11 protein-coding genes, 3 tRNA genes and 1 other annotated feature (1 of these 15 cut by a window edge) are annotated in these 13,873 nt (G+C 36.1%); of the genes, 1 reads left to right on the top strand and 13 read right to left on the bottom strand.

All coding sequences use genetic code 11. The annotated features are described in order from the left end of the window. Nucleotides 1-66 precede the first annotated feature (66 nt). The 6 genes from I567_RS07890 to I567_RS07865 form a co-directional block, all read right to left on the bottom strand. Nucleotides 67-2,709 (bottom strand): valine--tRNA ligase, encoded by a 2,643-nt coding sequence (locus I567_RS07890; RefSeq protein ID WP_174362042.1) that lies wholly within the window; start codon nucleotides 2,707-2,709, stop codon nucleotides 67-69. Between the two features lie 271 nt (nucleotides 2,710-2,980). Beyond that, nucleotides 2,981-3,194, bottom strand: a binding site (T-box leader). A 41-nt stretch (nucleotides 3,195-3,235) separates the two neighbouring features. Continuing rightward, nucleotides 3,236-3,724, bottom strand: coding sequence for a thiol peroxidase (tpx, locus tag I567_RS07885; protein WP_018345337.1), 489 nt, complete (start codon nucleotides 3,722-3,724; stop codon nucleotides 3,236-3,238). A gap of 68 nt (nucleotides 3,725-3,792) precedes the next feature. Continuing rightward, nucleotides 3,793-4,428: a redox-sensing transcriptional repressor Rex gene (locus I567_RS07880; RefSeq protein WP_016251699.1), complete on the bottom strand. Its 636-nt coding sequence runs from the start codon at nucleotides 4,426-4,428 to the stop codon at nucleotides 3,793-3,795. Between the two features lie 174 nt (nucleotides 4,429-4,602). After that, nucleotides 4,603-5,811 (bottom strand): tRNA uracil 4-sulfurtransferase ThiI, encoded by a 1,209-nt coding sequence (thiI, locus tag I567_RS07875; protein WP_016251698.1) that lies wholly within the window; start codon nucleotides 5,809-5,811, stop codon nucleotides 4,603-4,605. A 15-nt stretch (nucleotides 5,812-5,826) separates the two neighbouring features. Further along, the gene (locus I567_RS07870; RefSeq protein ID WP_016251697.1) at nucleotides 5,827-6,969 is read right to left on the bottom strand and encodes a cysteine desulfurase family protein; all 1,143 of its coding nucleotides are present in this window, start codon (nucleotides 6,967-6,969) and stop codon (nucleotides 5,827-5,829) included. A gap of 129 nt (nucleotides 6,970-7,098) precedes the next feature. Continuing rightward, nucleotides 7,099-8,820: a septation ring formation regulator EzrA gene (locus I567_RS07865; RefSeq protein WP_016251696.1), complete on the bottom strand. Its 1,722-nt coding sequence runs from the start codon at nucleotides 8,818-8,820 to the stop codon at nucleotides 7,099-7,101. A gap of 383 nt (nucleotides 8,821-9,203) precedes the next feature. Here I567_RS07865 and I567_RS07860 point away from each other — a divergent pair, with 383 nt between their 5' ends. Continuing rightward, the gene (locus I567_RS07860; RefSeq protein WP_016251695.1) at nucleotides 9,204-10,553 is read left to right on the top strand and encodes an aspartate kinase; all 1,350 of its coding nucleotides are present in this window, start codon (nucleotides 9,204-9,206) and stop codon (nucleotides 10,551-10,553) included. A 59-nt stretch (nucleotides 10,554-10,612) separates the two neighbouring features. Here the strand turns inward: I567_RS07860 and I567_RS07855 are convergent, their stop codons facing one another. From I567_RS07855 to I567_RS07825, 7 genes are all read right to left on the bottom strand, one after another. Then, nucleotides 10,613-11,122 (bottom strand): pyrophosphohydrolase domain-containing protein, encoded by a 510-nt coding sequence (locus I567_RS07855; protein ID WP_018345338.1) that lies wholly within the window; start codon nucleotides 11,120-11,122, stop codon nucleotides 10,613-10,615. Nucleotides 11,123-11,137: 15 nt separating this feature from the next. Next, nucleotides 11,138-11,977 carry a Cof-type HAD-IIB family hydrolase gene (locus tag I567_RS07850; RefSeq protein WP_016251693.1) on the bottom strand — a complete coding sequence of 280 codons (840 nt, stop codon included), beginning with the start codon at nucleotides 11,975-11,977 and terminating at the stop codon, nucleotides 11,138-11,140. Nucleotides 11,978-12,091: 114 nt separating this feature from the next. Then, nucleotides 12,092-12,844 carry an acyl-[acyl-carrier-protein] thioesterase gene (locus tag I567_RS07845; protein WP_016251692.1) on the bottom strand — a complete coding sequence of 251 codons (753 nt, stop codon included), beginning with the start codon at nucleotides 12,842-12,844 and terminating at the stop codon, nucleotides 12,092-12,094. A gap of 106 nt (nucleotides 12,845-12,950) precedes the next feature. After that, nucleotides 12,951-13,024, bottom strand: a tRNA-Asn gene (locus I567_RS07840). Between the two features lie 32 nt (nucleotides 13,025-13,056). Beyond that, a tRNA-Asn gene (locus tag I567_RS07835) sits at nucleotides 13,057-13,130 on the bottom strand. Nucleotides 13,131-13,201: 71 nt separating this feature from the next. Then, nucleotides 13,202-13,274: transfer RNA gene (locus I567_RS07830), tRNA-Thr, on the bottom strand. A 164-nt stretch (nucleotides 13,275-13,438) separates the two neighbouring features. Beyond that, on the bottom strand, nucleotides 13,439-13,873 hold the 3' portion of the coding sequence (locus tag I567_RS07825) for an HAD hydrolase-like protein (RefSeq protein WP_016251691.1). Its footprint extends 213 nt past the window's final position; only the last 435 of its 648 coding nucleotides appear in the window; its start codon lies off the right edge, out of view; it ends in the stop codon at nucleotides 13,439-13,441.

The raw sequence follows: 13,873 nt of genomic DNA, 5'->3' as shown, positions 1-13,873 counted from the left end.
TACCTTCTTTTACTAAGCATAAAGGGACACTAGCAAATTACTATTTACAAATGTCCCCCTTTCTGATTATTGTAATTCTTTTAATTGAGCAATGCGTTGTGCCACTGCTTGTTGTTTTTCAAGATAATCGGCTTCTTTGGCACGTTCTTGGTCAACCACTGCTTGTGGCGCCTTACTTACAAAACGTTCATTTGCTAATTTACCTTGAACACGTTTCACTTCACCGTCTAGTTTGGCTAATTCTTTCTCTAGTCGGGCAATTTCTTCGGTTAAATTGATTAAATTCGCCAATGGTAAGTAAATTGTCGCTCCAGTAATCACTTGTGACATCGCCATATCTGGTACTGCTAATTCTGTTGCAATCACCAATTTATCTGGATTACAAAAACGCATAATATAATTTTGATTAGCCGTTAAGAAAGCTTGAACTTTTTCATCATTTGCTTGAATGAGAAGAGTGACAGCTTTTGATAATGGTGTATTCACTTCAGCACGGATATTACGAACCGCACGAATCACTTCTTTTAAGACTTCCATCCCTTCAGCAGCTGATTCATCGCTAAATTCATTTACTTCTGGATAACTTGCGACCACGATTGAGCCAGTTGTTGTTGACAATTTAGAGAATATTTCTTCGGTAACAAATGGCATAATCGGATGTAATAGACGAACAATATTATCTAGCACATAAACCAATACCGCTTGATTCATGCGTTTAGCTTCAGGATTATCGCCATATAAAGTTTCTTTACTCATTTCAATGTACCAATCACAGAAGTCATCCCAAATAAAGTTATACAGATTACGACCAGCTTCACCAAATTCAAAGCGATCAAATAAATGCGTTACTTTTTCAATTGTTTCATTTAGGCGAGTTAAAATCCAACGGTCAGCGACACTTTTTTGACCATCAAGATGCAAATCAGCCGCACTCATACCTTCTACATTCATTAAGACAAAACGTGAAGCATTCCAAATTTTATTAATGAAATTCCAAGCTGCATCCATTTTTTCATAGCTAAAGCGCACATCTTGTCCTGGTGCTGAACCATTTGATAAGAACCAACGTAAAGCATCCGCCCCGTATTTTTCGATGACTTCCATAGGATCAATCCCGTTACCTAAAGATTTACTCATCTTGCGTCCTTGTTCATCACGAATCAATCCATGAATTAATACATTCTTGAATGGACGACTATCCGTAAATTCCAAACTTTGGAAAATCATACGGCTTACCCAGAAGAAGATAATATCATAACCTGTGACTAATGTATTTGTTGGGAAGTACCGTTTGAAATCTTCATTCTCCGTATCAGGCCAGCCCATAGTTGAAAATGGCCATAATGCAGAACTAAACCAAGTATCTAATACATCGGAGTCTCGCACCCAGTTTTCACTATCTTCAGGTGCTTGCATTCCGACATACATTTCCCCAGTTTCTTTATGATACCAGGCTGGAATTTGATGTCCCCACCATAATTGACGTGAAATGACCCAATCATGTACATTTTCCATCCAACGTAAGAAAGTTTGGTTAAAACGTGGTGGATAAAATTCAACAGCATCCTCAGTCTCTTGATTTTCGATGGCGCGTTTGGCTAAAGGTGCCATCTTAACAAACCATTGTGTAGATAGACGTGGTTCAACGACTACCCCCGTACGTTCAGAATGACCCACACTATGGACCATTTTTTCAATCTTCACTAAACGACCCAACTCTTCCAATTCTTTAACAATTGCTTTACGAGCTTCAAAACGATCCATACCGGCATATTTTCCGGCTAGTTCGTTCATTGTGCCATCTTCATTCATGACATTTACACGTGGTAAATCATGACGATTACCCACTTCAAAGTCATTTGGATCATGTGCTGGTGTAATTTTCACAACCCCTGTTCCAAATTCCATATCAACATAAGTATCCGCCACAACCGGAATTTCTTTATTCACAATTGGTAAAATTACATTTTTGCCAATTAAATGTTGATAACGTTCATCATCAGGGTGCACAGCCACTGCAGTATCCCCTAGCATCGTTTCTGGACGAGTAGTCGCAATTTCTACGGCACCTGAACCATCTGCTAATTCATAAGTCATGTGGTAAAAAGCACCTTCCACATCTTTATGGATTACTTCAATATCAGAAAGGGCAGTTCTTGCTTTAGGGTCCCAGTTAATAATGTATTCGCCACGATAAATTAAGCCTTTTTCATACAAGGAAACAAAGACTTTACGTACCGCTTTAGATAATCCTTCATCTAAAGTAAAACGTTCACGAGAATAATCTACAGAAATGCCCAGTTTGCCCCATTGTTCACGAATATGAGTGGCATACTCTTCTTTCCAATCCCAAACTTGTTCCACAAATTTTTCACGACCTAAGTCATAGCGTGAAATTCCTTGCTCTTGTAATTTAGCTTCCACTTTGGCTTGAGTCGCAATCCCCGCATGGTCCATTCCTGGTAACCACAAAGTATCATAGCCTTGCATACGTTTTTGACGAATAATCATATCTTGTAAAGTCGTATCCCAAGCATGACCTAAGTGTAATTTACCTGTTACATTTGGTGGTGGAATCACAATTGAATAAGGTTTTGCCTTTTTATCGCCACTTGGCTTAAATAAATCTTTTTCTAGCCATTCTTGATAACGACCAGCTTCTACTTCTTGCGGATTATACTTGCTTGATAGTGTATTTTCTGCCATAATCTTCCTCCTCATTGGTTTCATTTTTATTTATCCGTTGCCTACAATTTATTTTAAGATACAAATTCTTTTCCGGGCGAACCACTTCACATCCTTGGAATAATCAGTGTTCAGTGGGTAGCTCCTGTGCATCTAAGCCGGACTGTCTTGGAAAATCTTAATACTCGATGGATTTTCCTGACATTCCGGACAACCTTAGCTGCTTGGAGCTAATCGACCCACTTCACATCCTTAGAATAAAAAAGTCCTAATGTACAAATGTTGGACTTTTGTACATTAGGACGTAAATTACGCGGTACCACCTAAATTGTAGTCAATACTACCTCTCAAAAGTGAGTTAACGATCACTACTCGCTTATCTCTACACATATTTTCAAGATAAGTACTCACAAACTACCTTCATAACGCTTGATTAAAAACCTCACAGCCAAGGGTCTTCTCTCTAAAAATCAATAAACGCTACTACTCCTCTTGATCAACGTAAGCATATTTTACAATGAAGTTGGCCATAAGTCAAACTGCAATGCAATTAACGATTGACAATGGCATCAATTGCGTTTTGATAATTAGGCTCTTGTGTTATTTCAGGGACAATTTCTTCATAAATGATTTTGCCATCACTATTAATCACAAAGACACTGCGCGCATACACATTTAATTCTGGAATCAAAACACCATAAGCTTGACCAAATGTATTTTCAGGATCATGCAACATCACTAAATCCAAACCTTCCGCTGCACACCAAGATTCCTGTTGTTCTCTCGTATTATTAGAAATTGTGACAAAATTTGCTTCTTCAAACTTAGCCATCATTTCATTAAATTTACGCGTCTGTATAGAACACACTGAAGTATTAATATCTGGCACCACACTGATAATCAAAGGTTTGTCTAATAACTGAGATAAATGAAAAACTTTATCTTTCAAATCCTTCAATTCAAAATCCACTGCTTGATTTCCTACCTTCAATGGTTCCTTTACTAATGAAAAAGCCTCTCCACGCTTAGTAATTTGCATGTTCATCCATCCCTTTGCTTTTTTCTTTTAGTTTAGCACGAGCAGTTTTTAAGAACAAATAAAATGCTTTATTTCTTGTATTCTCGATCAAAGAAAATTAAGGTTTGCAATTCTGTGGTTAAGTCAATATATTGAACTGTGACATCCTTAGGGACATTGACACGGTCAGGAGCAAAACTCAAAATAGCGGTAATATTTGCATCAACAATTTGATTCACTACTTCTTGTGAGAATTTACTAGGCACAGTCGTAATGGCCACAGTGATATTTTCTTGTAGTACCACTTGAGCTAACTCGTCAATACTGTATACGTAAAATCCTTCTACTTCTTGATGGATAAGTTCAGGATTATTATCGAATACTGCCACAATATTTAAATTGACGTTTCTTCTAAAATTATTCTTGGCTAAGGCTTTTCCCAGATTACCAAACCCGATTAATGCGATTCGTTTTTCTTCTTGCACATCTAGTAAATTGCTAAAAACTTCTATCAGATAAGGCACATCATAACCATAGCCACTTCGCCCTAACTCGCCTAGATACGAAAAATCTCGACGAATCGTAGCTGAAGGAATCTGGGTAATTTCTGCAAAACCTTTAGACTTGATTCTTGTCACACCGCTGTCTTGCAAAACATTTAGATAGCGTAAATAGACTGGTAGACGTTTAGCCGTTGCTTTGGGTAATTTTTTTTTGGCTTCCATATATATTTTTCCCTTTCATTTTTGTTCATCGTTTCACATTTTGAGTTTATCACGAATAGCACAAACTTACAAGTAGCCAAAAGTTTTTTATTGATTATTTGTGAAAGTGTTTACGATATAGTAAAAAACTGATTGAATCAGCAAAATACATTGCTAAGTCAATCAGTTGAATAATTATAATAAATCAGCAAACTCATCACGAACTTCACTAGAATGAGGCGTAATTACAGATATTTTCAATCCGGCAAGAGCTTCTTGGACTAAACCTTCGACATCAAATCTTTCTTCATACTCATGAACTTTTTCCAATTTTGGTCGTGTTTTCGGCTGGGGTGGTGCAAAAATTGTGCAACAATCTTCAAATGGTTGAATGGCTAACTCAAAAGTGTCAATTTCTTGGGCTACTTCAATAATTTCAAGCTTATCCATAGTCGCTACTGGTCGCACAACTGGTCGATTCGTTACTTCATTAATCGCAACCATACTTTGTAAGGTTTGTGAAGCAACTTGCCCTAAAGATTCACCATTTAAAATAATTAAACCATGTCGTAATTGACAGATTTCATCCGTGATTCTCAACATCATCCGTCTCGTTAAAGTCATCCAATAACCTTGAGGGACCACTTCTTTAATCGTTTCTTGAACCTTAGTAAACGGCACTTCAATAAATTGGATACTACCGACATAAGGCGCTAATTTAGCCGTTAAGTCTTTAGCTTTTTGCAAGGCTTGTTCACTCGTATAAGGTGGTGAAGCAAAATGCACGGCTTCAATTTCTACCCCACGTTTCATCGCAAAGTAACCCGCTACAGGTGAGTCAATCCCTCCAGATAACATCAACATCCCCTTACCTGAAGTTCCTACTGGTAAACCACCAGCACCTTGAATCGTTTCATAAGAGATATAAGCCGCATCTAAGCGAATTTCTACGCGTAAGTTAATATCTGGACGCTTCATTTGCACTTTAATATCTGGAAAAATATCGATGACCGCATTACCTAATGTTAAATTTAACTCTTCACTGGTTTGTTCAAAATCATGGTCACTTCTTTTGGCGGTAATTTTAAAACTTTCCGTCCCAGTATAAATTTCTTTCATCACGGCCTGTACTGCTATGATAAGTGCCGGAATTGATTTTTCTACCTTGATACTAGGTGAGAAATTTTGAATCCCAAATACTTTCTGTAGTTTTTCAATAACCGCATGACTATCTTCACCATTGAGTAATAAATGCATTCGGTCACGGTCAGCTTTAATCTTAATATTTGGAAAATCACTTAAAGCACTTCTCACATTTTGTGCCAGTTGCATAATAAATGATTTACGGTTCTTGCCTTTTGTGGATAATTCTCCATAGCGAACCATAATTTCACTATATTCCAATCTATTCATCCTTTCTTACATCACTTTGGTAAATTTTTGATATAGTTGGCGGAACACGATTAAAAATTGCTCTACTTCCGCCATCGTATTGTTCTCGTCTAAACTAATACGTACTGCACATTTAGCAATTTTATCCTCAACATTCATAGCATGTAAGGTTGAACTAGCCATTTTTTTACGACTGGAACAAGCACTGGTTGTAGAGATAAAGATTTCCTTTTCCTCCAATGCATGAACCAATACCTCGCCGCGAATCCCCTTTAAGGCAAAGCACAGAATATGAGGAGCAAAATGATCTACACCAGAAAAAACAACTACTTCTGGATACGCTACAAGTGCAGACTTCAATGAATCTTTTAATTGTACAACCTTGGTCATTTTTTGTGCTTGCTGATCGAGTTTTAGTCGTAAAGCTTTAGCCATCGCCACAATTGCAGGTAAATTTTCGGTACTTGAACGTTGATTTTGTTCTTGTCCGCCACCAGCTAATAAAGGCATAATTTTACGGCCTTGTTTCTTATAAATAAAGCCCACACCACGCGGACCATGAAACTTATGAGCAGAAAATGTTGCAAAATCCACCCGCTCTGTTAAAAAGTCAGAAAGCGGGATTTGCCCAATTGCTTGTACACTATCCATGTGAAAATGAATTTTTGGAAAGGCTGTAAGCACTTCACTGATTGCTTGAATCGGTTGAATGCTTCCCACTTCATTATTTACTGCCATGATAGAAACTAAAATAGTGTCTTTGCGAATCATTTTTTTCAGCTCATCTATTTTCACAAAACCTTGACTATCTACAGGCACAACACTAATTTCAAAACCTTGTGCAGCCAATTGTTGACAGGTTTCACTCACTGAAGGATGTTCAATAGCCGAAAGAATAATGTGCTTACCAAAATTTTGTTTTTCATAAGCCGTTCCTTTAATGATATAATTATTTCCTTCTGTTCCACCACTTGTAAAAACAATTTCATCTGTATGTACATCAAGTAAGCCTGCGATTTGTTTTCTTGCTTCTTGTAATAACCGATTGGCTTGTGTTCCTAAACGATGCAAGCTAGAAGGATTTCCCATGATGGTTTGACTGGTTCTTACATAAGCATCTAAAGCTAAACGATGAATACTCGTCGTTGCACTATTATCAAAATAGATCAAAAAAATTCCTCCTCATTTATAAACCTTTACCATTATAGCGACAATTCTTATGCGTTTCAAGTTGCCAATACCAAAAAAGAAGAGCAAGATAAACTCACTCTTCTTTCATAGACATAGTTATCAGTGGTTTTACACTAATTCGCGATGATTGAAATAGAAGTTTTCAATACGCGCAAATGCACCTGGTTCTACACGTTCTAATGCAGTGCCAATCTCATCAAGTGCCTCTTGATATTGATAAGTATTCGTAAATAAATCTAAGCTTCGATCAATTGAAGCTTTGATATCAGGATGAGAATGACGATAGCGATTTGCATATTGCATCATTTGTTCGGTTAGAGCCGCAGCATCTACTAAGTCATGTGTTTCCTTATCAAGCTTATCTAAATCATCTTGACAAGTATCTACATAACGATTGATGTCTTCCATATTAATGCGAATTTTATTTAATGCTCGATTTAAGCCTTCAACGTGGTCAGTCACCATAAAGAAGAATTCTAAGTAATCATTTGGTAACCCAGGTAAGCGTTGTTTTTCTACAAAACGTTTTAAATTACGCAATTGAAACTCGAAATTCTCCACCTTTTCTTGAGCAACTTTTTCACCGCGTCGTAGTTCTCGTAATTCTTCATCAATTTCAACTTGTTGATTCTGAATATCGTCTAAAATCTTATAGGCATATTTATAAAATTCTTGTACTTCAGAATACGGAATCTTATGTCCATCCATTTTTTCCATCATGTCTGTATTACGACGAACCAATTCATCAACTTCTGTTTGAAAACCGCGTACACGACCCAATTCGTTATGATTTAACGTATAACTTTGAGCAGTGTGATCAATTTCAATCAATAATTGACGATTGTTTTTCGTTGCAAACGCCACATAATCGGCAATAACTTCACGATTTTTCAAGACATATTTCTTCGCTTCAATCTCTCGCTCCATAATACTATATAAAGCGTCAATGTCGTTAGCTGTATCGCTATTGGCCGGCTCAACTAAGTTCACTTCAGTCTTGGCTAAATCACGCATAGAGTTTTCAATTCTTTCGCGTACACGACTGACTTCCGCTAAGAAATTATTTTCAGGGAAAACAAAGTGATCATCAATTAACTTTTGATAACCTTCTTTGATCTCTTTTAGTTGATCTGGGAAAGTCTTATTTAGATCTTCATACAATACCGGCAAGCGATTCATCACATCTTCTAATGTGTAAGTGTGATTTTCAGCTGTTTGTAAAACTTCACGAGCTTCGACGGGATCACCTGAGGTATTAAGAGTTACAAATTGAGTAAATTCAATTTCAATACTCTTTAACTGCTTTTGTAATTCAGAATAAGCAGGTCCAAAAGTATCAGACTCTTCACGCATTCTCTTCTTCAATTCTTGATACTTGTCTAAAGCATTTTGAACTTGTAGAGAATTACGTTCTTCACTTTCACGCAACTCTTTAAGACCATTACGAATCTCAGCAACATCTTCTTCCATATTCAGCAAAGCAACTTCTGCCTCTTCAACAGCTTGTTTTGCCTTCATAAAACGGAAGGTTTCATTTAAAGATTCGACTTCTAAAATTTGACTTTCCAAATCAGCAAATGCTGTCGTAGAAAGATCGGTCCATTTTTGATTCCATTCTCTAAAAGTATTCTGACTTTGGCCGACTAAGTGCATTTTCTTCACTTCATCGACCTCTTCAATCACCGGAAGATCAAATAATTGTTCCTTTCGTTGCTCCAATTCATCGAGCCTAGCCAATGTTTTCTTTCTTACAAAATATCCCACAAAGTAAACAATGGCCGCAGCCACAATTATTGCGACGACGATTCCAATAATCAGATTACTTCCCACAATCGATTCCTCCAGTTTCCTAAAAAATACATTTACACAGATGTTCATCAGGTACTACTACAAGAATACTAATTGAAATATAGATATATTTCTGGTCAAAAAGGCATCTGCAATGAATTATATCACAAACTGACCCATCATTCACTATTCTTACTGAAATAAAAGCAAAATTTTTTCAACTTTTTTACAAAGAATTAATATTTTCTTGATTTTCCTTTTAAGAGGAATAAAATGCACCCAAAAAAGCATCCTCTCTAAATAATTTTAATATTTTTCTCATTTTTATCGATAAATATTCATTTTTTTAATAAAAAAGGCTTGATTTATTAGTCTATAAACGTTACATTTTAAGAAAACCTTTCTAAAAGGAGGAGATTTAAAAAGTGAAAGTTGCAAAATTTGGAGGAAGTTCACTTGCCAGTTCAGATCAAGTGAGAAAGGTAGTGAACATTATTAAAGATGATCCTGCACGTAGATATATTGTTGTTTCGGCACCAGGAAAGCGTCACAGTGATGATATCAAAGTGACAGATTTATTAATTTCTCTACATGATAAGCTGATTGCCGGCAAAGACCCTTCTCGCTTAATAGAAGCTATTTATAATCGTTATGAAGAAATTGGCCAAGCTTTTCACGTCGATGCACATATTCTTACCGCTATTCGTGAAGATTTGGAAAAGTTACGTATGCTTGAAACAAAAGGAAATGAACACCTTTATGATATTATTTTATCTCGTGGGGAAGATAATAATGCACGCTTAATTGCTGGTGTGTTAAAAGCTGAGGGACTAAAAGCACGCTATATTTCCCCTAAAGAAATCGGAATGTATGTAACAGATGAGCCCAAGAATGCACGTATTTTGAATAAGGCTTACCCAATCATTCATAAGTGGGCAAAAAATCCTGATATCTTAGTTATTCCTGGTTTCTTTGGAATTACTGAAGAAGGAAATATTTGTACTTTTTCTCGTGGTGGCTCTGATATTACTGGCGCTATTATCGCTGCCGGCATGAATGCTGAATTATACGAAAACTTTACTGATGTGAATGGTATTTATTCCGCACACCCTGGTATTATTCATGAACCAGAATTAATTAAAGAAATCAGTTACCGAGAAATGCGTGAATTAGCTTATGCAGGTTTTTCTGTCTTCCACGATGAAGCTTTAATTCCTTCATTCCAAGCAAAAATTCCCGTGGTGATTAAAAACACGAATAACCCTACGCATCCAGGTACACAAATTGTCCATGAAAAACACAAACATGAAAAAACGGTTGTCGGAATTGCTAGCGATGGTGGGTTTAGCATGATTTATATCAGCAAATATCTCATGAACCGTGAAGTAGGCTTTACCTTACGTGTATTACAGATTCTCAAAGATTTCGATATCAAATATGAACATATGCCTTCTGGAATTGATGATATTTCCATTATTTTACGAGCAAACCAACTGACAGAAGAGACAGAAGAAGAACTCCTTCGAAAAATTGCCTATGAAATTGACCCTGATGAATTACGAATTAAGCACAATATTACGATGGTGGTTGTCGTTGGCGAAGGTATGCGTGAAAAAGTGGGTGTCACTGCTGAAAGTACGGCTGCGCTTGCTAGAAAGAAAATTAATATCGAAATGATTAATCAAGGCTCCTCAGAAGTAAGCATCATGTTTGGTATACAAGATAAAGATGAAAAAGCAGCGATTCGTTCACTTTATTACACCTTCTTTGACTAATTGATAAGCATAAAAAAGAAGGCAGGAAGACCTAAATAATAGTCTTTCCTGTCTTTTTTTTAATGATGTTTTTGCTTTTCAAGTTCTTCCCTAATTTTACCTTCAGGAGCATATTTTTCCGCCCAATCTTTAGGTTTTAATACTTTATGGGTGATTTCATCGTAATGTGGTTGGCCATCAGGGAAAAGCTTACCCATATTTGCTTGATGAACAATTTTCAGCATCGGATCAGGATCCACACCTAATAGCACAAACGAACCATAAACAAAATAAAGCAAATCAACTAAAGCATCTACTTGATTGACTAATATCTCCTCATCTGACTCATTTATCGGCTCACCTTTTGCTAACAATTTTTCTCTACTCTTTTCAATTGCTTGATGCATCGCCGCAACGCTTTGTTCAAACATTTGCTCATCACGACTTGTAGCATAAAGCAATTCAATAATCTCTTCTATCTTAAATCCTTGCCGAAAAATCGCTTCTTGGAGATTGAAGGCTGTCGGTTTTTTCGGTGCACGATCATCAAAAATTCGATGAAATTCGCTTGCCATTTGATAAGGTGTCAAAATAACCACTCTTTCCTAAATTATATTGAAATGCTTCAATGCAAGATATATGCCATCATGATTATTATCTGCAGTCACATAATCAGCAATTTCTTTCACTTGTTTTTTGGCATTTCCCATAGCCACTCCTAGCCCAACTGATTTTAACATATCGATATCATTAAAATGATCACCAAATGCAGCTACTTCATGCATGGTTAGGCCTAAATAATTCACTAGCGCAACAATTCCTTTATCCTTTGACCCACCTTTAGGGACAATGTCTACAGATTGCGAGGTCGAACGCTGTATATCGCACAATGTTAAACTCTCTTTTAAACAAGTTAATTCTGACCGAGAAGCCATTAATATACATTGATAGATTGGCTCTTTAAAATCAGAGGCTTGCGGATAGTGACGACGTTTACGACGAATAGCCAACCTTTTTAACAACTTTACACCTGTAGAGAGATGATTGCCTTTGGGTAGACGATATAATAATTTTGCAAAATGCTTTGATTGACCAACTAACATTGTTAAACTACCCGTCATTTTCTCTCCAGCACCAAATAAAATGTGTTTATGATGTAACTTAGCATAAGATATCACTTGATTTAAGGCTTCTTCATTAAAAGGATGCGCATGAATGACACGATTTTGATAAACAACGTATTGCCCATTATATGTCACATAAAAGTCTAAACCTAACTCACTAACTAAACTCAATACATTGGGATAACCACGCCCAGTCGCTACACCACAAAGAATGCCTTGTGCTTGAGCTAAAGCAATCGCGCGCTTAGTACTTGCTAATACAGAGCCATTCCCATTAAACAAAGTACCATCAATATCAAAAAAAATCGCTTTAATGTTCATATTTTAGGCGTATTGCCTTCCCTCCTTTTTTATTTTCAAGGTCATTCTATCATATTTTTTGTTATTTTAATACTATAAAAACTCTATTTGTAAATCTGTAAATTAACATAACTTTCATAGTTTATTCCATAATATTTCAGCTTCACAGCACAATTCTTCACTAACTTTGACCTGGTGTCTAGAAATAATTTGATCCTCGTTATCTGTTATTTCAGTTTCATAATAACTATCAACAACATTCCCAAATTCAATTTCCTTATCAAAACGAATATTCACATTTTTAATCGTATGTGTACTCAAAAATTCATAGCCTAAAACATCTAAAAGCCAATTGAAATAAATAGCATTATTCACGTGTTTGTTACTATCTATATCATAGAATCTTACTTTGAAAGGACTTGTTTTAGGATTTGAGAGTGGCTGCATTTTATTAAATCGTTTAATCTTTTTAATTTTTTCGCTTTCATATGGAGCAATAATTTCTTCATCTACAGCCTTAATTTTTCGCGTTGATAAATCCATTATGACAAAAACTGAAGAGACAGTCACCAATCGATTACCCGCCTCGTCTTCTATATAAAAATCACGATAGCAAAAGAATTTATTATAAGCAGTTGCTAAAGTTGAAAAAATGATTTTCTCACCTAAACGTGGCATCCGATCAACATCGATTTCATAGTTCGTAATCACCCAACCTAGATTCAGTTGATTGACATAACTGCTCCCACGATTTAAATGATCACTTTGTTCCTCAGATGCTTTAATCATTACCTGGATTAAAGATGGAAGCGTCATTTGTTGATTAATATCACATTCATAATAAGCAATTTCATGTTTGATTGAATATCTTTGTGCCAAATTGTTCATATCCTTCCTTAATTTATATAAAAGTATTATAACAATCTCAAACATAAATGTCTTCAATTAATAAAATTAAAATAAAAAAAACACCTATCATCTGATAAGTGTCTTACTCCGGCAGTAGGACTCGAACCTACGACATCATGATTAACAGTCATGCGCTACTACCAACTGAGCTATGCCGGAAAAATATGAAATTGTTTGATAAAATTCATCAACTCCGGCAGTAGGACTCGAACCTACGACATCATGATTAACAGTCATGCGCTACTACCAACTGAGCTATGCCGGAATAAGATGTTATTAATATAACAGATAATTCAATTTTTTTCAAGCTTTTTTTTAACTTTTTTAAAAATTGAAAGCCACCTGCCGGGCTTGAACCGGCGACCCCCACCTTACCATGGTGGTGCTCTACCTGCTGAGCTAAGGCGGCAACTCAAGACAAGATATAGAATAACAGAGAATTAAATCTTTGTCAATGAGTTTTTTACAACTTTTTTTAGTTTTTTTCTTTCTTATCGATAAGGCTAAAGATAACGTGCGCTAAAATGAAACAGAAAACCATTTAGCTTTTAAAAAAAGGTATCAGTTTCTTAGCTACAGTATTTCTAACAATTGTGTAGGACTTGTAACAATTTCTGTAGCACCTGCATCTTCTAGCTCCTCTTTACTACCAAAACCATAAGTAACACCAATGGATGCGATTTTATTTTCATTAGCTCCTAGACAATCATGACTGCGATCGCCAATCATTCTAATTGTACTTGGTTCTAAATTTGGATTTTCGCTTAAGGCATAGGCAATAACTTGAGATTTTTTTGCACGCTTTCCCTCTAAATCAGCACCATAAATGGCTGTAAAATATTGATCAACATCAATTAAGCGCGCGATTTTCTTAACAAAGACTTCTGGCTTGGAACTAGCAATATACAATTGGTAACTATCTTTTAATTGCGCTAAAACTTCTTTCATTTGAGGATAAAGCTGAACAAAATGCATATGATCTTGATAGTATTCACGATATTTTAATAC

Origin of the sequence: Enterococcus cecorum DSM 20682 = ATCC 43198, assembly GCF_000407565.1 — a bacterium.
GTDB classification, from domain to species: Bacteria; Bacillota; Bacilli; order Lactobacillales; family Enterococcaceae; genus Enterococcus_E; species Enterococcus_E cecorum.
The sequence above is the reverse complement of the archived record's forward strand: the minus strand, read 5'-3'. Positions and strand labels throughout refer to the sequence as shown.